General features: G+C 58.6%; 15 protein-coding genes and 1 tRNA gene. 13 read left to right on the top strand and 3 right to left on the bottom strand.

Features of this window, described 5'->3' with window-relative positions; genetic code table 11:
* Positions 1-77: transfer RNA gene (locus tag VN622_04865), tRNA-Pro, on the bottom strand.
* A 416-nt stretch (positions 78-493) separates the two neighbouring features.
* On the opposite strand from VN622_04865, the gene VN622_04870 reads away from it, so the two are divergent.
* The 4 genes from VN622_04870 to VN622_04885 all read left to right on the top strand — a co-directional run bounded on the left by VN622_04870 (position 494) and on the right by VN622_04885 (position 5,884).
* Entirely contained in the window at positions 494-1,903 is a 1,410-nt protein-coding gene (locus VN622_04870; GenBank protein ID HWR35187.1) for a TolC family protein, read from the top strand.
* Positions 1,904-1,917: 14 nt separating this feature from the next.
* On the top strand, positions 1,918-3,159 hold the full coding sequence (locus tag VN622_04875) for an HlyD family secretion protein (GenBank protein ID HWR35188.1): 1,242 nt from the start codon (positions 1,918-1,920) through the stop codon (positions 3,157-3,159).
* Between the two features lie 73 nt (positions 3,160-3,232).
* Positions 3,233-4,795: a DHA2 family efflux MFS transporter permease subunit gene (locus tag VN622_04880; GenBank protein HWR35189.1), complete on the top strand. Its 1,563-nt coding sequence runs from the start codon at positions 3,233-3,235 to the stop codon at positions 4,793-4,795.
* Positions 4,796-4,897: 102 nt separating this feature from the next.
* Positions 4,898-5,884, top strand: coding sequence for an aldo/keto reductase (locus VN622_04885; protein ID HWR35190.1), 987 nt, complete (start codon positions 4,898-4,900; stop codon positions 5,882-5,884).
* Positions 5,885-5,965: 81 nt separating this feature from the next.
* Here the strand turns inward: VN622_04885 and VN622_04890 are convergent, their stop codons facing one another.
* A complete protein-coding gene (locus VN622_04890; protein HWR35191.1) occupies positions 5,966-6,586 on the bottom strand; it encodes a methyltransferase domain-containing protein in 621 nt (206 codons plus the stop codon).
* Positions 6,587-6,674: 88 nt separating this feature from the next.
* Between VN622_04890 and VN622_04895 the strand changes: the two genes are divergently transcribed.
* The 8 genes from VN622_04895 (at position 6,675) to VN622_04930 (ending at position 18,481) form a co-directional block, all read left to right on the top strand.
* A complete protein-coding gene (locus VN622_04895) occupies positions 6,675-7,766 on the top strand; it encodes an ATP-binding protein (protein ID HWR35192.1) in 1,092 nt (363 codons plus the stop codon).
* A complete protein-coding gene (locus tag VN622_04900; protein ID HWR35193.1) occupies positions 7,766-9,199 on the top strand; it encodes a sigma-54 dependent transcriptional regulator in 1,434 nt (477 codons plus the stop codon). Before VN622_04895 ends, VN622_04900 begins: the two co-directional genes overlap by 1 nt.
* A 256-nt stretch (positions 9,200-9,455) precedes the next feature.
* Positions 9,456-10,127 carry a glycine cleavage system protein H gene (locus VN622_04905; GenBank protein ID HWR35194.1) on the top strand — a complete coding sequence of 224 codons (672 nt, stop codon included), beginning with the start codon at positions 9,456-9,458 and terminating at the stop codon, positions 10,125-10,127.
* A 32-nt stretch (positions 10,128-10,159) separates the two neighbouring features.
* On the top strand, positions 10,160-10,936 hold the full coding sequence (locus VN622_04910; GenBank protein ID HWR35195.1) for a 4Fe-4S dicluster domain-containing protein: 777 nt from the start codon (positions 10,160-10,162) through the stop codon (positions 10,934-10,936).
* A 2-nt stretch (positions 10,937-10,938) separates the two neighbouring features.
* Positions 10,939-12,114 carry an NrfD/PsrC family molybdoenzyme membrane anchor subunit gene (gene nrfD, locus VN622_04915; GenBank protein ID HWR35196.1) on the top strand — a complete coding sequence of 392 codons (1,176 nt, stop codon included), beginning with the start codon at positions 10,939-10,941 and terminating at the stop codon, positions 12,112-12,114.
* Positions 12,115-12,200: 86 nt separating this feature from the next.
* On the top strand, positions 12,201-13,472 hold the full coding sequence (locus tag VN622_04920) for a Glu/Leu/Phe/Val dehydrogenase dimerization domain-containing protein (protein ID HWR35197.1): 1,272 nt from the start codon (positions 12,201-12,203) through the stop codon (positions 13,470-13,472).
* Between the two features lie 547 nt (positions 13,473-14,019).
* On the top strand, positions 14,020-15,417 hold the full coding sequence (gene gdhA, locus VN622_04925; protein ID HWR35198.1) for an NADP-specific glutamate dehydrogenase: 1,398 nt from the start codon (positions 14,020-14,022) through the stop codon (positions 15,415-15,417).
* 79 nt (positions 15,418-15,496) lie between these two features.
* On the top strand, positions 15,497-18,481 hold the full coding sequence (locus VN622_04930) for a PEP/pyruvate-binding domain-containing protein (GenBank protein HWR35199.1): 2,985 nt from the start codon (positions 15,497-15,499) through the stop codon (positions 18,479-18,481).
* Between the two features lie 98 nt (positions 18,482-18,579).
* Here the strand turns inward: VN622_04930 and VN622_04935 are convergent, their stop codons facing one another.
* Positions 18,580-20,607 (bottom strand): M2 family metallopeptidase, encoded by a 2,028-nt coding sequence (locus VN622_04935; GenBank protein HWR35200.1) that lies wholly within the window; start codon positions 20,605-20,607, stop codon positions 18,580-18,582.
* Positions 20,608-20,695: 88 nt separating this feature from the next.
* On the opposite strand from VN622_04935, the gene VN622_04940 reads away from it, so the two are divergent.
* Positions 20,696-21,033 (top strand): hypothetical protein (locus VN622_04940; protein HWR35201.1); only part of this gene is annotated, 338 nt, incomplete at its 3' end.

Consider the following 21,033-nt stretch of genomic DNA (forward strand, 5'->3'; position numbering starts at 1 on the left):
TGGTCGGGGAGAGAGGATTTGAACCTCCGACCCCCTGGTCCCGAACCAGGTGCTCTACCAGGCTGAGCCACTCCCCGACACACTGCAGCAGCGAAGGAATTGCTGTGCTGCGATTTGACTTTGCAATTATAGCAAGCAGGAACGCGGTTCCGCAAAGTCGTGCAAGAGATGCTCGCCAAGCGTTAGCAAGCTGATTTACGTGGCAGTGCTCGTTCTTCTGCGGGGCGCGACGTAAGTTGCTAGAATTCGTTGAGCTTGGTACAAACGTAAACGACGCAGCATCCAATCGCAGAACCCCCGTGTATTTATAACGCGTGAGTCTTAGGACTATCCTGCTGAATCAAAAACAGGGTGCGCTTTCGTAGAGTCCGCCCGCGCAGGACGTCGTAGTTCATCCAGTGGAATCGGCGCGGGAGACAGCGTGAGCAAGGAAAGATCATTGCATATAGTACGGAATCTCTTCCGGCTCATCAGGGCCGCTCTGATTTTGTGGTTGCTTATCGCGACAGCTGCCTTCGGGCAGCAGGTTGGCGCTGACCTTTACCGTACTTCGACGCAAACGGCCGCCGCGCCGGTGAATGCGCCGTCGCCCCAGATAGGCATCGACAATAGTTTTCTTGGTTCGGTGCCGCAGGGAGAGGTCACGCCTGGGGTCGTGTCCCTGACGCTGCTGGATGCGATTGACCGCGGGCTGAAGTTCAATCTCGGACTGCTCCTCGCGGATCAGGGTAATCTGGCCGCCAGGGGTGCGCGTTGGCAAGCGCTTAGTTCATTGCTGCCGAACCTGCAAGCGGGGATGGCCGAGAGCGTGCAGCAGGTTAACCTGGCAGCTTACGGGCTGCCGCGAGCGCCAGGCACGCCGTCTGTCGTGGGCCCGTTCAGCGTTTTCGATACCCGTGCGGTAGTGACCCAGAAGGTGGTCGACTTTCATGATTTGTACAACTCCCGCGCGGCGAACGAGAACGTGCGGGCCGCGCAGTTCAGTTATCAGAACGCGCGAGACCTTGTCGTGTTGGTGGTGGGAGCATCGTACCTTCAGGCGCTTGCCGGTTCGGCGCGCGTGGGAGCTGCTGAGGCCCAATTCAGGACAGCGCAAACCATCTATCGCCAATCTGTGGACCTGAAGAATGCAGGCATGATTGCAGGGATTGACGTGCTGCGGGCGCAGGTGGAGATGCAGGCACAGCAACAGCGTTTGCTGATTGCGCAGAATGATTTTTCGAAACAGTTGCTCGCGCTGGCTCGCACGATTGGGATGCCGCTTGGGCAGCAGTTCACGCTTGCCGATCGGATTCCGAATGCCAAAGCTGTGCCGATCACTTTGGACGAGGCATTCAAGAGCGCGTACGAAAAACGCGCCGATTATGGCAGAGCACAATCGCTGTTGAAGGCAGCCGAACTAACGCGCAAGGCAGCGATCGGCGGAGCTCTGCCGTCATTGGGAGTGACCGCGGACTACGGCTTGATCGGCGCTACGCCTGGCAACTCGCACGGAACTTTCAGCACAGCAGCGGCACTGAAGTTACCGATTTTCCAGGGCGGCAAGGTTCGGGGCGACGTGATGCAGGCGGACGCGCTGATGAACCGGCGTCGAGCTGAACTCGACGATTTGCGCGGGCGCATCGAGTACGAAGTAAGGACGGCGTTTCTCGACCTGAACGCTGCGGCGCAACAACTTGAGGTCGCAACCAGCGCGCTCGATGTTGCTCGGCAGCAGGTTGCGCAGTCGCGCGACCGGTTTGCAGCGGGCGTGACGAACAACGTCGAATTGGTGCAGGCCCAGGAAGCGCAGGCCAATGCGGAAGAAAATTTCATCGCAAGCCTGTACGCGCATAACTTCGCGAAGCTGAGCCTGGCGCGCGCGTTGGGCATCGCGGAAGACGCGACACGAAGAAATTTCTAGGAGGTAAGTAACTCGTGCCCGAATCCAGGAAGGACATCGGACAAGACGTAGAGGTGCAGGAAGCCGATGTTCGGGAGCCTTGGCCGGAAGAGGACGTTGAAGCGTCCAAACGCGCCAGGGCGACGAGCTATCTGCGCGAACACCCTGGGGTGAAGTGGGGCCTTGTCATAGCTGTCCTGGTCATCATTGTGGGTGGTTATTTTGTATGGCGTCACTACTCAGCGCACGAGTCCACGGATGACGCGCAGGTCGACGGCCACATCACGCCGATGAGTGCGCGTGTGGGCGGCACGGTAATCGCAGTCAATTTTCAGGACAATCAATTTGTGGAAGCCGGAACGGTCCTGGCGCAACTGGACCCGCGCGACTATGAAGTAGCTTTGGAGCGGGCGAAGGCGGAACTGGCAGATGCGGAAGCTTCGGCGCACGCAGCACAGACCTCGATTCCGGTCAGCACCGTGAGCACAACAAATCAGTTAGCTACGGCCAGGGCCTCGCATGTTGCGACACAACGCGAAGTGGAAGCCGCGCGGGCGCGTTTGCGCGAAGCACAAGCGACTTACCAGCGGGTCTCAAAAGATCTTGAGCGCATGCAGCAGTTGGTCGAGCGCGATGAAATCTCGCGTCAGCAATTTGATGCGACCGTTGCCGCCGAGCAGTCGGCTCGTGCCACGGTAGATGCTGCGCAGGCCGGCGTAGCCGCCGCTGAGAGCCATGTCGTTCAGGCCGAAGCAGGCGTTCGCACGGCCGGCACTGGGCCAGAACAGGTAGCGATCACGCGGGCGCGCTTCGGTTCGGCTCAGGCGAGCGTGCAGAAATACCAGGCAGCCGTCGCCATGGCGGAGTTGAACCTGCGCTACACGACGATCAAAGCACCCGCCAGCGGTATCGTCAGTAAGCGGTCGGTGGAAGTTGGACAGGTGATACAGCCCGGTCAGCCGCTCGCGGCGCTGGTGTCGATGGACGATATCTACGTGACGGCGAATTTCAAGGAAACGCAGTTGAAGGACATGCGCCCGGGACAGCCAGTCACAATCCATGTGGATGCCTACGACAAGGATTTCGAAGGACATGTGGACAGCGTCGGTGGAGCTACGGGAGCGCGCTTCAGCCTGCTTCCGCCAGAAAACGCAACGGGCAATTTCGTGAAGGTCGTTCAGCGCATTCCGGTGAAGATCACCTTCAAGAAAGGTGCGGATCCGCAGCACCTGCTTCGTCCCGGCATGTCGGTTGTTCCGAGCGTCAGGTTGAAGTAATGACTTCCGGCATGCTTGGGCACGTCGGAAGTCAGTCTTCCTGAATAATTCAAAGGGATCAACGGCGCAAGGAATGACCGAACAACAGCACACACCATTTATCAATCCGTGGCTCATCGCCGTCTCGGTCATGCTCGGCACCTTTATGGAGGTGCTGGATACCACTGTCGTTAATGTGGCGTTGCCGCATATTGCGGGCAGCCTTTCTTCGACGGTGGAAGAGACCACATGGGTGCTCACGTCGTACCTGGTTTCGAATGCAATCGTTTTACCGATGACGGGCTGGTTGGCGAACTATTTCGGGCGCAAGCGAATTTTGCTGATCTCGGTTTTTGGCTTCACGCTTTCATCGCTGGCTTGCGGATTGGCTCCCAGTCTGCCATTGCTCATCTTTTTCCGCGTTGTCCAGGGCGCGACGGGTGGCGGGTTGCAGCCGCTCTCACAGGCGATCATGCTGGAGGCCTTTCCACCGGAGCGTCGCGGCAAAGCCATGGCGTTTTGGGCACTCGGCATCGTGGTGGCCCCAATGCTTGGACCGGTTCTCGGCGGGTGGATTACCGACGCGTATAGCTGGCGTTGGGTCTTCTACATCAACCTGCCGATCGGCATTCTGGCGACGATCATGGCCAAGCTGTTCATCTTCGACCCGCACTACATCAAGCGCGCCTCGAGCCGGGTGGACTACTGGGGAATGGGTTTGCTGGTCATCGGCATGGGCGCGCTGCAGATCTTCCTCGACAAGGGACAGCAGGAAGACTGGTTCAGCTCCGTATTCATCCGTGCGCTGGCGTTCCTCGCCATTGGTGGGCTCATTGCTTTCGTCATACGCGAGTTCAGGACCAAAGATCCGGTGGTAAACCTGCGAGTGTTCCGTAACCGCACGTATGCCACAGGCGTGTTCATGATGACGATCCTGGGGTTCGTGCTGTATGGCAGCACGGTGCTGCTGCCGATCTGGTTGCAGACGCTGATGGGCTATCCCGCGATGGAGTCTGGGTTGGCGATGCTGCCCCGCGGCATGGGCTCATTCCTGTTCATGCCAATAGTCGCAATCCTTATGGGCAAGGTGGAGCCAAGAAAGCTTCTTGCCTGCGGCCTTGTGGTGGCCGGCTTCAGCTTGCTCCAGCTAGGTCAATTGAATCTGCAAGCTGGATATTGGGATATTTTCTGGCCACAGATAACTCAGGGGATGGCCATGGGATTGCTCTTCGTGCCGCTCACGACGATCACGAACGATCCCATTCCCAAAGAACAGATGGGAAATGCTACGAGCGTCTTCAACTTGATGCGCAACGTCGGAGCGAGTATTGGAATCGCATCGGTTACGACACTCATTGCGCGCTCGGGGCAGGAACACACCAACATCATGGGCGCGCATGTCACGCAATACGATCAGGTGACGCGTTCGATGTTCGAGATGATGCGAAGCGCTTTCATCGCGCACGGGTCTGACGTGGCGACTGCAACGCAGCAGGCGTATGCGGCGCTCTTTGGCACGGTAGCTAAGCAGGCCGCGATGATCTCGTTCGTGGATGCGTTCCGAATACTCGGCGCGCTGTTCCTTCTCATGATCCCGCTGATCCTGTTTATGCGGAAACCGAGACATCATGGCGGGCCGGCCGTGGGGGCTCATTAAGCTTGAAGCTGCTGAGTCGCTGAGCTGCTAGGGAATCAAAAAAAGAACTCCCCAACCAACACGAACAAACAGTTAGGAGCAGTTATGACGCGTACTTCACAGATGACATATCGCGTGCTTGGAAAGAGCGGTCTGGAGATTTCCGCCATAGGGCTGGGCTGCATGGGGATGTCCGAGTTTTACGGCGAGAGGAACGATGAAGAGTCTTTGCGCGTGCTTCACAAGGCGCTCGATCTCGGCATCAACTTCCTGGACACGGCCGACGTGTACGGCATGGGACACAATGAAGAACTGGTCGGCCGCGTCGTACGGGAGCGCCGAGGAGAGGTGGTGCTCGCGACCAAGTTCGGCAATGTGCGTGACGCAAGCGGTGCGTGGGTCGATGTGTGCGGCAAGCCTGAGTTCGTTCAGCAGCAATGCGACGCCAGCTTGAAGCGTCTGGGAATCGACACCATAGATCTTTATTACCAGCACCGCGTCGACCCGAACGTGCCGATTGAGGATACAGTGGGCGCCATGGCTCGACTGGTGGAGCAGGGAAAGGTGCGCCACCTTGGACTGTCGGAAGCGGCGCCGAACACGATCCGGCGGGCGTACGCCGTGCATCCCATTGCGGCGCTGCAGACGGAGTACTCGCTGTGGACGCGCGATCCCGAGGAAGAGAGCATTCCTGCTTGCCGGGAGTTGGGGATCACGTTCGTGCCGTACTCACCATTGGGCCGAGGCTTCCTGACCGGCAAAGTCAAGAAAGGCGATGACCTGGCGGCGAACGACTATCGTCGCAGTGCGCCGCGCTTCCAGGGAGAGAACCTGGAGCGCAACATCAAAATCCAGAACAAGCTGGAACAGATTGCGGCGGAGAAAAAATGCACGCCTTCGCAACTGGCCTTGGCATGGCTGCTGGCGCAAGGCGATGACATTGTCCCGATCCCGGGCACGAAGCGCGAAAAGTATCTAGAGGAAAACGCGGCTGCCGTGAACATCCGGCTCAGCGCAGATGATCTGAGAATGATCGATGCCGTTGCCCCACCTGGCGCCGCTGCTGGCGAACGATATGACGAACCGGGGATGAAGAGAGTCAACCTGTAAACGCATATTCCAGATTCCAACAACATCGGCAAGCGGCCCTGCCATTGTGACAGGGCCGCTTTTCATTTCAGCGCGAGGGGTTCAAAGGTGCGAGGCGATGACGAGGTAGGTGTAGCGGCCCAGTATCTGCGATGTCGTTATGGTCCAACCTGCACGCGAAAGCTGGCGTTCAACGTCTGCGCGCGCGATGCGATGTTCGAGAGGCGGGCCGGGAGGACGTGTGGCTTCAGGGCTCCAATCGAGGATGGCGATGCGTCCGCCGGAGCGCAAGAACCTGGATGCCTCGTCGAGCGCGGCAGTGTGGTCGTCGATTTCATGCCAGACGGTTGCGTAGAAAGCCACGTCGCACGACTGGTCCTGGAGGCCGGTTCTGGCGGCTTCGCCCTCAATGGTATGTATGTTGGCAGGCGCGCCAGGCACCGAGAGTTTCTCGCGCAAGAGGGTGAGCATCTGGGGCTCGACATCGATGGCGAAGAGACGCCCGGGGGCAACAGCGTGCGCGAGGGGAAATGCGAAGTAGCCGGTCCCCACCCCAATATCGGCAACCTGCATGCCCGGCTCAACGCCAAGCGCGTCGATGATTTCAACGGGCGGCAGCCACGTGAGCCGCTCGGGATCTTCGAGTCTGTGAACCTGCTTGGGGTCGAATCGCTTATCGTGCACCAGAAGTCCTTTCGCACTATTGGCGCTTACCGAAAGCATACTCCATCGCGCATGGCCTCACCCGCCCGCGTGATTTCAATCACTGCACTGATGTCCATATAGGCAAATCATGGAAAAGGCGGCATCCATGAATTTTGCGTACAATCCCGGGGCGGCACGGCGCATTCGCCCGCGACGTTTGGCAACGTGCGCTGCCGCTTTGGCGATGGTGTGCACCATGACGGTTGAAGCGGGTGCTCTGCCTGCGCGTCCCACATGGTTGCCTGCGACGGTCGACTCCGAGCTCGCGGCGCTTGTCGCGCTGGCCGTTGCGCTTGCGATAGCGCTGGCCGGGATGTTGATCCGTGCGCGCGCACTCGGCAAGCTTAATACTGAACTTCGGCGCACGCGTGACCTGGCGGCGCATCGCGAACACGAGCGCGACCTGGCGCAGCAGGAATTGATGCGCAAGCTCGAGGAAGAGCGCGAGCTCGCAAAGGAGAAGATGCAGTTCGAGGCCCAGTTAAGCGAGTACGAGAAATTCGCTTCGCTGGCGCAGCTTGCGTTAGGAGCCGCTCACGAGATCAACAATCCGCTGCTCGGCATACTGTCGCACCTCGAACTGGAGCTGAATGAAGCCATCGACGGCGAGCAGCGGGCCGAGATCGAGCAGTGCATCGAGGGTGCGAAGCGCATCTCATTCGCCGTGCGTGGACTGTTGAACTATGCGCGTCCGGGACCGTTACTCATCAGCAAAATCAACCTGGACCGGCTTGTGGCAGAAACGCTGAACTTTGTCGCTCATCAGCCGATGTTCCGGGGCATAGCCATGCTGAAGAACATTCCCCAGGATCTGCCGGCGATCAGTGCTGACGCGAACCAGATATCACAGGTCATCATGAACCTGCTGTTGAATGCCGCGCAGGCCACGACCGGAGGCGGCAAGATCAGCATCACGGCCGAGAAGGTGAAGTTTGACGATGCTGTAGAGATAGTTGTCGCCGATACCGGTTGTGGGATTCCGGCCGACATTCTCCCGCACGTATTCGAGCCCTTCTTTACGACCAAGCGCGGGAAGGGAACCGGACTCGGATTGAGCATCAGCCAGGCATACATTCGTAGCCACGGCGGCGACATCCGTGTGGACAGCATTCCGGGTCGTGGCACAACAGTTCGCATGCGCCTGCCCATTCGGCAGGAAGGCCGGCCAATGCCGGAGAGCGAAGAGGTCGTTGCGTAATGCCCTACTCCATCCTTGTCCTCGACGATGAATCGCTGACGTTGCGCACGATCGGGCGGGCGTTGAAGGCCGAAGGCTACGAAGTGTTTGTTGCGATGTCCGGGGAAGAAGGCCTGAAGATATTCGCCGATGAGCGTCCCGACCTTGCGCTGGTGGATGTGGTGCTGCCCGGCATCAACGGCATTGAAGTGCTGCGGCAGATCAAGAAACTCAACCCGGCCACGATTGTGCTCATGATGAGCGCCTACCACATGGTGGATCGCGCGGTCGAGGCAATGAAACTGGGTGCGTACGACTACCTTATTAAGCCCTTCCACATCGTCGATATGACGAACACGATCGAGCGCGCGACAGAGATGCTGGCCTTGCGCGTGCGCGTCAGCGACACGGTGGAAACACAAAAAGGCCGCTACGATTTCGGCCGGGTAGCAACGCGAAGTCCTGTGATGCGCGAGATGTTGCAGATGGCACGAAAGGCGGCGGAGTCGGACAAAACAACGATTCTGATTCAGGGCGATAGCGGCACTGGCAAGGAGGTGCTGGCGAAGGCAATCCATTATCACAGCCCGCGCGCGCACGATCCCCTGCTGGAACTCAACTGCGCCGCACTGCCCGACGCGCTGATGGAGAGCGAACTTTTTGGCTATGAGCCGGGTGCGTTCACTGACGCTCGGAGACGCAAGGAAGGCCTGCTGGAGAAGGCGGACCATGGAACCCTGTTTCTGGACGAGATCGGCAACATGTCCTTCAGCGTGCAGGCCAAGTTGCTGCGCGTGCTGGAAGAGGGTTCGTTTATGCGATTGGGCGGAACCCGCACCATCAACGTGGATGTTCGTATCATCGCGGCAACCAACAAGGTTCTGAGAGAAGCCGCAGCCCGTGGCGAGTTCCGCGAAGACCTCTACTACCGCCTGAACGTGATGCCGTTGTTCATCCCTCCGCTGCGCGAGAGGAAAGAAGACGTTCTGCCACTGGCGCTCGACATGATGCAGCGGTACAACAGCGAGCTGAAAAAGAACTTCACAGGATTCACCCCAGGCGCAGCCGAACTGCTGCAGCAATATCCTTGGCCCGGCAACATTCGCGAACTGAAAAACGTTATTGAGCGCACGATGATTCTCGCTGCGGAAGGCGACATCGATGCGGAGTGCCTGCCGGAGGAAATTAGGGAATTCACGCCGGAAACCTCTCCGGCCGAGCGTGCTGTACTTGCTGCGGAAACCCCAGCTGCGGGAGAGGCGTTCGCCACCCTGCGCGAAGTCGAAGAGCGTTACATCAACGAAGTGTTGGTCGCGACCGGCAATAACAAAGCTCAGGCCGCCCGCATCCTCGGTATCCACTCAACTTCTATCTTGCGTCGTCTCAAGAAGAAAGACCTTGAGGACGACGCCCTCGCAGCGGAATCTCCAGCTGCGAAACAAGGTTCGCACTAACAGCACAATTCGCAGCACTGCAAAAAGCGGTGCACCACTGCAAAATGCAGTGCTTTGACAGCACTGCATTTTGCAGCCTTCTCGTAACTCCTTTCCCTTCAAAGCCAAACAGTCACATCGCTGATTGCCATCTACGTGCTCTTTACAGAGCCGGAGGCAGCCTTCACCCGCGCCTAGCTGAACGGCAGGGGTGAACGTCTCGCAGGTTTTGATGGGCGGAGCAAAACGCTGGCTCCGCAATCGCAAGGAGGCAATTATGTCGATCCTATTCGTACTGCTCACATTCCTGCTGGTCATCAGCATCACATACTTCCGCCGTGGCACCGGCAATGTTGCCGTGCAGGTGAAAGAGCCGAATGCGTGGGCGCGCCCCGCCGCACCGCGCATCTCCAAGGAGCAAGGCTTTGATATCCCAAAGGGCTATTGCTTCCATCCGGGACACACATGGGTGCTCGACGAAGGGCGACAGAATGCCCGTATCGGCATTGACAGCTTCGCTTCCAGCCTGATCGGCAAGATTGAGCGCATTGAGGTCGTCGGCCTGAACCGCTGGGTTCGCCAGGGTCAGAAGCTGATGTCGATTACGACCGAGGGTCTCACGGTCGATCTGCTTTCGCCGATCGAAGGCGTCATCACGTCGGTCAACCACGAAGCCATTAAGAATCCGGAACTCACGACGAAAGATCCGTATCGCGACGGCTGGATCTGCGTCGTGAAGTCGCCTGAGCTCTCGACCAACCTGAAGAATCTGGTGACGGGAACGCTGGTCGCGCCCTGGATGCAGAACAGCCTCGGCCATGTTCGCTCGCTGGCGCAGACGCTGGCGCCGGCGCTGGCACAAGATGGTGGAATGCCGGTTAGCGGCCTGCTTGCGCAGCTCGATCCCGGCTCGCAGCGGAAGCTGATCCACGAATTCTTCCTGACATAGCGCTTGAAACGAACTGAGGAGAGGAGGACATCATGGAAAAGAAAGCGATCTTGGTAGATATCAAGCGCTGCGTCGGATGCCAGAGTTGTGAGCAGGCATGCCAGAGAGTTCACGGTTTTCCAGAGCAGCACCAGGCACACTTGTCCGACACGGCGCTGACCGTGGTAGAGCAGCACGGCGAGAAGTTTGTCCGCCGCATGTGTCTGCATTGTGAAGATCCGGCTTGCGCTTCGGCGTGTCTCGTGGGTGCCCTGAAGAAGAGTTCCTTCGGCCCGGTGACCTACGACGCCAAGAAGTGCATGGGCTGCCGTTATTGCATGATTGCGTGCCCGCAAGCGGTGCCGAAGTATGAATGGTCGAAGCTGGCGCCTTATGTAAAGAAGTGCGATATGTGCGCCGAGCGCCAGGCGGCCGGTGAAAAGCCTGCGTGTGTTGAGGCTTGTCCGCTGGATGCCAGCACGGTTGGCAATCGCGAAGACATTCTTAAAGAGGCTTGGAGCCGTGTCCGCTCGGACTCGTCTTACGTGCCCCGGGTCTACGGCGTGGAGGAGTTCGGCGGAACGTCGGTCTTCTACATCTCGGACGTGGCGTTTGAAGAGCTCGGCTTCGTGAAACCAGCGCTTGGCAGCCAACCGCTGCCGACGTTATCGGCTGCGGCATTGGGCGAGACGCCCACGGTCGTGCTCGTCGGCGGATCGATGCTGGCGGCGTTGTACTGGATCACGCAGCGCCGGCGCGACGTAGCACTGGCGGAGTCGCATACCGCGCAACCGAAACAGACGGAAAAGATCGATGAGGGAAGGAGCTAACCATGGCTGCGAAATTACCGAAACTTACGTTGTGGCGCGCAATCACGGCGATCATCTTTATGGTCGGGGCATACGCAGCCTATTTGAGGTTTTTCATCGGATGGCAGGCGAGTACGAACCTGACTGACGCGCAACCTTGGGGTCTGTGGGTCGGCTTTGGAACGCTGTGCGGAGTTGGACTCTCAGCCGGCGGATTCGGCCTCGCGGGTGCCGTATACCTGCTTGGGATGGAGCGTTACCGGCCCATCCTGCGCGCCTCGATCCTGCTGTCGTTCCTGGGCTACTCCACGGTGTGCACCGGCATGTTGTACGAACTCGGATTGCCGTGGCGCATCTGGCATCCACTCATCTACTGGAACGGACACTCTGTCCTGTTCGATGTCTCGATGTGCGTGATGGCATATACCAGCGTGCTGGCGCTCGAGTTCTCGCCATCGCTGATCGAGAAGCTGCCATGGAAAGCTGCGCGCGACTTCTATCTGCACTGGCATCACAAAGTTCTCATCGCGCTGGTACTCGCTGGCGTGCTGCTTTCGTCGATGCACCAATCGTTCCTCGGCGGTCTCTTCCTGATTGCGAAGGGCAAGGTGTATCCGCTCTGGTATAGCCCGTATCTCACAACAATGTTCTATCTTTCAGCGATTCCGGCTGGCATCGCGATGCTGATTGTCGCGCTGTACTTGTGCGTGCGTTCTCTCAACGTTCGTATCGAATACAGCATCCTTGAAGAACTGAGCCGCGTCATGGGAATCATGCTGGGCGTGTACGGCATTTTCCGAGCGATCGACCTGTGGAGAAATCATGCTCTGCAATACCTCTTCACGCGCCGCATTGAGACCGCTTACTTCTGGCTCGAAATCATGTTGCTCGTGATCATCCCCGTCGCCCTGCTTTCGCAAAGCAAGATACGGAATACGCCCAGGGCGCTGTACTGGACTTGTGCAACGGTGGTGATGGGCTTCATGGCAAACCGCCTCAACGTTTCGATCACCGCGATCGATGCGACGACAGGCGCGAACTACTCGCCGAAATGGCCTGAGTTGGCGCTTACGCTGGCAGTCGTCACGGCAGCAGCAGTTGCGTTCCGCCTGGCCGTGATTCATTTGGACATACTGCCAAAGAATGAGCCGAAATCAGCGCGCTGGATCATGAATTCGGCTGAACCGGCAGAGGCGTAAGGCACGGATTGTACCCCGCTGACCTGCACCATGGTCGGGACCCCGGGTTCTGCGCACGGGGTCCCAAGCGGGCCTGGGAGGCGACCATGAATGCGAGCGACCTGATGCCTCCAGCGGCCAGGCTGGATGAATCTCTCGATCCCCAACTCGAATCTCAGCTTCAACTTGATGGCTTATCACGTTGGCTCGATCTGGAAGACTGGATTCTGGAGCGACTTCGTCACAACGAGCGCGAGGCGACCTGCGCGCTTTCACTGATGCGCGACGATGCGCGCGCCGAAAGCTGCATGGCTCTGAGTGTGCAGCACGGCCGCGCTGCTGGACCGGCACTGGCGACGATCAGCTTCTCTCCTGAAACTTACCTGAACGAATTGCGCGCGCAGGCTTATTCCAACAGCATGGCTTGCGCTTTGTACCGGCTTCCGTACTCCGGCGGCGCTGCCGGCATCGTATGTGACCCGCACACATTTAGCGAACGCGAGATGCGCCGCGTCATCCGCGCGGTGAGTCTCAGCGGTTCCGATCTGCTGGGCTGCCGGGCGGTCGCGCTCGTGCCGACGCCGGAGACAAACGAGCACATTGCCGGATGGCTGGCGGCAGAATTCGGCGACACCGAGGCGCGTGTCTCTGTCTCCGGGAAACCGGCCGGTGCTCATGGCATCGACCTTGACCGCCTCCATGCTATGGGCATTGTCGAGGTCGTACGAGAGTCACTGCCCGAGCGTGAGATTGGGATTCGAGGCGCGCGTGTGGCGCTACAGGGCTTTGGTCGCATTGCACGGACGGTTGCTGCGGAACTGCACGGGCTGGGCGCGCGTGTGATTGCCGTGGCCGATGTGTCAGGTGGACTGCTGGATAGGGAAGGTCTGGACATCAACGCCGTCGAGCAGTACGTCATGCGCCAGGGAGTCGTGCTTGGCTATCCCAAGGCGGAACCATTGTGCAATGCCGACGTGCTGGAACTCGATTGCGATGCGCTGGTGCTACTGGCAGCTCCATGGCAGATTACTGCTCGGAATGCAGACGGCATCCGCGCCAAAGTCATCGTCGAGGGTGTCCCGCACGGCTTGACCGAAACAGCGCGAGAGCAGCTCGATGCGCGCGGCACGATCATGGCGTCATCGATCTTTTGCTTAGGTGCGCGTCTGTTCGCAGCTTCTCTGGAATTGAGCAGCGGGGAACAGGCGAACGCGACGCGGCCGGCCTATAATGCTCTCGTGCGGCGTAGGGTACGTCGTGCATTTTCCGAAATTCGCGAAGCGAAACGGCACTGGCAGACGAACCTTTGGATCACGGCCGAAATGCTTGCGGTCGACCGCCTCGCGTGTGAATTGCGCGAGCAGGGGTTGGGTTTATAACCCGCTGGGAGGATACGCGGGTGATTGTGGGAATTGGAACTTGAAACTCTACGCCGGTCTCGGCAAGTCACCCTGTCCGGTGACTGGAGTCACAGCAAGTTTGTTTCTCTGGACGTGTAATGCCGACGGCCACGTGGAACATCGATAGCTCCGCAGCTTGAGGTTTCCCCGTAACTGATGCTGCGTCTTATTTGTGGCTGTTGAAGCGCTGTTCTAAAACCTGATTTGTTCCGGCCCTGACACGCCTCCCTTAATCCGATGGAGGAGTCAATGGAATCGGCGAAACCCGCGACCGGCGATTTGGTCATGTGTCCCTCACGTAGTGGACATGGGAGCCCGGAGCGAGTTCCTGCGATTCCCAGACTCCAGGATTTCAATCGCACTCTCCAAAACTACATAGACAAAATTGCTGATCCTCCACAGGTGCGCGACCGAAACGTGGCCTATGGACCGGGAAGCGGGAGGGGTGCGTCTTTGCGCCGGGCAAGTTGATTGCTGGAGCGAGCAGCAAGCGCTCTGGCGTGTGAGCAACAAGGAGGAAATTCCAATGAGTGCTGGCATTGTGACGCCGGGAACGAAAGCCCCGGGCGACTACATCGAACAAGTAATGTCCCAGGTGAAGGCAAAGAACCCTGCCGAACCGGAATTCCACCAGGCAGTTATGGAAGTATTCCAGTCGTTGAGCCTAGTGCTGCAACGGCATTCCGAGTACAAATCTGCACGGATCCTTGAGCGCCTCGTAGAGCCCGAACGGGTCATCATGTTCCGTGTTCCCTGGTTTGACGATCACGGCAACGTTCAGGTCAATCGTGGCTTCCGCATCGAGATGAACAGCGCAATCGGTCCCTACAAGGGCGGCCTGCGCTTCCATCCATCCGTCAACCTAGGCATCCTGAAATTCCTGGCGTTCGAGCAGGTGTTCAAGAACTCGCTGACAACGCTGCCGATCGGCGGCGGCAAGGGAGGTTCGGACTTCGATCCGAAGGGCAAGAGCGACAACGAAGTGATGCGCTTCTGCCAGAGTTTCATGACCGAACTGGCGCGCCACATCGGACCCGACACGGACGTACCTGCGGGCGACATTGGCGTAGGCGGACGCGAAATCGGCTTCTTGTTCGGCCAGTACAAGCGCGTGCGCAATGAGTTCTCCGGCGTTCTGACCGGCAAGGGCTTGGCCTGGGGCGGTTCGCTGATTCGTCCGGAAGCGACCGGCTACGGCAGCGTCTACTTTGCTGACGAAATGCTGAAGTCACGCAAGGACAGCCTGGAAGGCAAGCTCTGCCTGGTCTCCGGGAGCGGCAATGTTTCCCAGTACACAATCGAGAAGCTGCTCGACTTCGGCGCGAAGCCGTTAACCGCATCCGACTCCGACGGCGCAATCTTCGATCCGGACGGCATCGACCGCGAGAAGCTCTCGTACATCATGTCCCTGAAAAACGTTCGCCGTGGCCGCATGCGCGAGTATGCCGAGCAGTATAAGAAGGCGATCTTCATGCCTTCCGATGCGAAGCTGGGCTACAACCCGCTTTGGAACGTCAAAGCCGACTGCGCATTCCCGAGCGCCACACAGAACGAGATCAATGCGAAAGATGCTGCGAACCTCATCAAGAACGGCTGCAAACTCATTTCCGAGGGCGCGAATATGCCGAGCACGCTCGAGGCGACCAAGCAGTTCCTGGAAGCTGGTCTTCTGTATGGACCGGCGAAGGCTGCCAACGCTGGTGGCGTGGCAACGTCTGGTCTCGAAATGTCCCAGAACAGCATGAGGCTGAACTGGAGTCGGGATGAGGTGGACGATCGGTTGCACAAAATCATGATCGCCATTCACAAGAACTGTTACGAAACGGCCGAGGCCTACGGGACTCCCGGCAATCTCGTCAACGGCGCAAACATCGCGGGCTTCCTCAAGGTTGCCAATGCGATGCTGGACCAGGGGCTCGTCTAAGTCTTATGTGCGGATGGCGCGGGGTGGACACTGTCCACCCCGCGCGTGTCTATTGACGACGAACTCACGGACATCCTCGATGGCTACGCAGAACGTACCCGAACCACCTATTGCCGCGGAGCAACTCTTCGACGGCTTCGAAAACCTGATGCCCTTCCGGGTGCAGGACATCCTGCTGGTTTCCAGCCTGTATGACTCCTTCATTCTTCGCGAAGATGGAAGGCTGAATGAACTGCTAATGGGCGAATCGCTTGAGCTTGATCTCAAGCACGTTCCCGCCATGACACACGTCTCGACCGGCGCAGAAGCGCTGGAACTGGCCCGCTCGCAACCCCGCTTCAACCTGATCGTGACGAACCTGGAACTGGGTGACATGGATGCGGCCCAACTGGCTCGCGAGGTTAAGAATGCCGGGCTGGATGTTCCTGTCGTCGTGCTGACCTACGACTACCGAGAAATCAAGGAATTTATCGCCCGTAATCCAGCCACTGACATTGAGCGCATTTTCCTGTGGCAGGGCAATGCTCGCATTCTCATTGCGATCGTCAAGTGGATCGAAGACAAACGCAACGTGCCTCATGATACAAGCACGATCGGCGTTCCGGTCATCCTGGTTGTGGAGGACAACATACGGTATTACTCCTCCTTCCTGCCGGTTATTTACACCGAACTGATTACGCAGTCGCGCCGCCTCATACGGGAAGGCATCAACGTGGCGCACAAGTTAGTTCGCATGAGAGCGCGCCCCAAGATTCTGCTTTGCTGCAACTATGAAGACGCAATGGAACAGGTGTTGAAGTATCGTGATTACCTGTTCGGCGTCGTGTCCGACGTGGAGTTCCCGCGAGGCGGTGAACTTACGCCCGAGGCAGGATTCGACTTGGCGCGAATGGTGCGCGGCATCGTGCCCGATGTGCCTATCGCACTTCAGTCCAGTCGCACAGAGTTTCTCTCGCGTGCGCAGGCCGAGGGCTACTCGTTCCTGCGCAAGCGTTCGCCCACGCTTCTCACCGACTTGCAGAGACTCATGACCGAGAAGTTTGGGTTTGGCGATTTCGTTTTCCGCCTGCCGGATGGAAGAGAAGTGGCGAGGGCAGGCGACCTGAATGGATTGGAGGCATTGCTGCAACAAGTCCCGGCGGAGACGATCGCATACCATAGCGAACGAAATCACTTTTCGCATTGGCTGATGGCGAGAACAGAATTCGCGCTCGCGCAAAGATTACGACCGCGAAGGGTTTCTGATTTCGCCACCTACGAGGACCTGCGACACGACCTGATCGAGGAGATTGCAGACTATCGACGCGAGCAGACAGAGGTTCTCATCGGTGATTTCGAACCCTCCACGTTCAAGGCAACAGATACGTGCTTCTTGCGCATAGGGGGAGGTTCGCTTGGCGGGAAAGCCCGCGGACTTGCCTTCGTCAGGCACCTGCTGCACAGAAGGGGGATCGGGCACCGCTTTGCCGGAGTGCGAGTCGCAGTGCCGCAAACCGTCGTGCTCGCCACCGATGCATTCGACAACTTTCTCACCGAGAACAACTTGCTCGACTTCGCAATCCGTAGCACGGATGATGCCGAAATCGAGCGGCGCTTCCTCGCGGCAGAGTTGCCCGGGTTTATCCGCGAGGCCCTGTCGGCCTTTCTGCGAGAGGTTCATTACCCGGTCGCAGTGCGCTCCTCCAGCTTGCTGGAGGATTCGCAGTACCAGCCTTTTACGGGCGTGTACGAGACGTTCATGCTGGCCAACCAGCATCCAGACATCGCCGTGCGCCTGGAACACTTGATAGAGGCCGTCAAGCGCGTCTATGCGTCCACCTTCAGCCAGCAGGCAAAGGCGTATGTGCGAGCGACTCCGTATCGGCTCGAAGAAGAGAAGATGGCGGTCATCCTCCAGCAAGTTGTCGGCGCGGCTCACGGCCCACGCTTCTATCCGGATTTTTCAGGCGTCGTGCGCTCGCGCAACTTCTATCCGGTGGCACCCATGACCTATCGCGACGGAATCGCGGCCATCGCGTTAGGACTAGGCCGCACCGTGGTGAACGGAGAGAAGTGCCTGACATTCTGTCCGCGTTATCCGCGGCACGCGATTCAGTTCTCGTCAGTGGAAGACATCCTGGCGAACTCGCAGACTGAGTTCTGGGCTCTTGAGCTTGATCGCGCGGAGCGGAAAGAAGATCGCCTCGCCGACCTGCGCGAAGTGAGATTCGGATTGGATGTTGCAGAGAACGACGGGACGTTGCACATGCTCGGCTCCACTTACGAAATGGACAACCACGCCGTGTACGACGGACTCAGCAGGCATGGAGTACGCATCGTGAGCTTTGCTCCTGTGCTCAAGCACGGTGTGTTTCCGCTGTCTATGCTGCTCGACCATCTCATCAGGACCGGAGAAGAGGCGCTTGACCGCCCCGTGGAGATAGAGTTTGCCGGACGGTTGCCACGCCACGAAGGTGATTGCGCCGAGTTCGGCTTCCTGCAAATGCGACCGCTCGTGCTCTCACGCGAACGGGAGGAATTGCGGATGGAGGAAGTGGAACCAAAGCGACTCGTCTGCCAAAGCTCAAAGGTGCTGGGACACGGCCGCATGCAGGATTTGCGCGATGTGGTTGTAGTGGATTTTCATCGCTTCGAGCGCGCACGCAGCCACGAAGTGGGACAGTGGGTGGCAGACTTCAACGCGAAGCTTACGGAACGGGGTACGCCCTATCTGCTGATCGGTGTTGGCCGATGGGGATCAAGCGATCCGTGGCTCGGCATCCCGATCACCTGGGCTGAAATCTCAGGAGCCCGCGCAATCGTTGAAGCTGGATTCCGGGATTTCCGCGTCACGCCCTCGCAAGGAAGCCACTTCTTTCAGAACCTTACTGCATTTCAGGTCGGCTACTTCACAGTGAATCCTGACGCGGGCGATGGTTTGGTCGACTGGGAGTGGCTGGCGTCGCAGGCAGCGGTCGAGGAGCAGGGATGTGTTCGGCATCTACACTTTGAGTCGCCGTTGCAGGTGACGATGAATGGGAAAACCGGACAAGGCGTCATTTACAAACCAGAACCGACGCACTAGCCGAGCCTGAATGGTAATGTTGAATGGGAACGGCGCAGCTTTTGGCTGCGCCGTTTGTGTTTCACGCAGCCGAGACGACTGCGCAATTTTCTGCATTTCTATTTCGCGCCGGTCTGTGTTGCACCAGCATTCGTGGGGCCTGCGAGCACATCGGCTGGCATCTTCCAGCCGGGCTTCGCGTTGGCAGCCGCGTTCTGTTCGTCGAGCCACTTCTTCAGCGGTGCGAAGTACTCCATCATGGCGTTAGCGTCCATCTTGTCTTCGCCAGTCAGGGCTTTCAGGGCTTCAGGCCACGGGCGGCTCATGCCCATTGCGAGCATGTTATTCAGGCGTTCGCCGGCTTTCTTGTCGTTGAAGAAACTGCAACGGTGCATCGGCCCGGTCTGCCCGGCTTCTTTACACATTGCGCGGTAGAACTGGAACTGAAGAATCCGCGCAAGGAAATACCGCGTGTAGGGGACGTTCGCCGGAACGTGATACTTCGCGCCGGGATCGAAGTCCTGTTCGCTGCGGGCGACTGGCGGCGCAACGCCCTGGTATTTTTCCCGAAGCTCCCACCAGCCCTTGTTGTAGTCGGCGGGCTTCACTTCCCCAGCCATCACCTTCCAGCGCCACTGGTCGATGAGCAAGCCAAAGGGCAGGAACGCAACCTTGTCCATCGCCTGGCGAAGCAGCAGCGCGGTGTCGTCGGTCTGGGGAATGGTCTCGATCAGATTGACCTGCTTCATATATTCCGGCGTGATGCTGAGTGCTACGGTGTCGCCCACCGCTTCGTGGAAGCCGTCATTGGCGCCGCCCTGGAAAAGGAACGGCTGCTTGTTATACGCACGCTGGTAGATGTTGTGGCCCAATTCGTGATGGACGGTGACAAAGTCCTCTTCGCGAATCTGTATGCACATCTTCAGGCGGAGATCGTCCTTGTTGTCCACGTCCCATGCGCTGGCGTGGCAGACAACTTCGCGGTCCCGCGGCTTAATGAAGAGCGAGCGATCCCAGAATGTTGCAGGAAGCGGAGCAAAGCCAAGTGACGTGAAGAAGTTTTCGCCGTACTTCACCATGCCGCGCTCATCGACCTTCTTGGCCTTTAGGATTTCAGTCAAGTCGATGCCGCTGTCTTTGCTTGCCGTCTTCGGAGCGACGAGCGGGTAGATATTGCCCCACTCCTGCGCCCAGGGATTACCGAGCAGGTCGGCGCGGATCAATCCGTCAGCGGTCACGGCCGAGGGGCCGTACTGCTTCACAAGCTGCGTGCGCACGTAAGCGTGCAGCGATTCGTAGAACGGGCGCACCTGCATCCAGAGGCGCTCCACTTCGGCGGAGAACTGGTCGGGCGTCATGTCGTAATTCGAACGCCACATGGCTCCCATGTCCTTGAAGCCGAGTTCGCGCGCGCCCTGGTTCTGCAACTCCATGTAGCGGGTGTAGCGCTGACGCATTGGCGGGGAAATCTTGTGCCAGCCGACCCAGAGGTCTTTCATCTCTTCGGGATCACGGCTGCTGGCCAGAATCCTTTCAATTTGACCAATTGCAAGGCAATTGCCAGCGTGCTTGCCGGTGGTGGGGCAATACTTGCCTTTGCCGTAATCGGCTTCGAGCGAGGCGGCTACTTTGGTCATCTCCTCGCGATCTTTTTCCGATGGCAGCGAGAAGAGTCCCAGCTTGAGCAGCTTGAATTTGCGCGCTAGTACGGGCGGCATCTGGAGGCCGTCGAAGCGTTTTACGTCTTCGGCCAGCTTTGTTTGGGCCTCGATGTAATTCGCGTTGGCGTCTGCGGCCATGGCCTCGGTGTCGTCGGTGATGAAGTTCGACTGTACCCAGGCGGCGCGGCTGGCCTTGATAGCTAGACGGTCCAGCAGCGCTTCGGTTTCGGCAATGAACTTCTCTGCATCGGCAACGGTCGGCTTGCCGGTTTTTCTGGGAGTTGTGGTGGAAGGCTTAGCCTTTGCGGTAGCAGCGGCCTTTCCGGCAGCGGCTTCCTCGGGCGTGGCTTTCGGCTCGGCAGCTTTGGTGGGTGCTTGAGGCGTGTCGGCCGGCTTCTTCGGCGGGACACCCGTTTGCGCAAGGCCAGTAAGGCCGAGCGTAAGTGTGAGGATGAGTGCGAGAGAGTAGGTGCGTGTTCTGTTCATGCAACCTCCGTCGCGGGAATTCTACAGCACAGGAAGGACTTAGTGCAGATACAGCAAACACGACGTGGCTGGCGGATATCCAATTGGCATGAGTCTTGCCGCCCAGATCGTCTGGCTACTTGTGCTTGCAATTCCTATTGCCTCGGTCGCGTGGACGGTGACGCATGAGGAGGTTTTCCGCGAGCCACGGGAGTTCTGCTCACGCCAAACCCAGGAGGCGCCCAGCCTGCTACGTCGCAAGTTCTATTACGTGTTCACGTGTGAGTACTGCTTCAGCCATTACGTGACGATCTTCTTCCTCTTCATCACGCACTACAAGCTGCTCTATGACGACTGGCGCGGATACCTGATCGCCTTCTTCTCACTGCCGTACGTAGCTAACATCTACATGGGGCTGTTCGCGCAGACCAAGCTGGAGGCGACGAA

It is taken from the genome of Clostridia bacterium (assembly GCA_035561135.1).
Classification (GTDB): Bacteria; Acidobacteriota; Terriglobia; order Terriglobales; family Acidobacteriaceae; genus DATMYA01.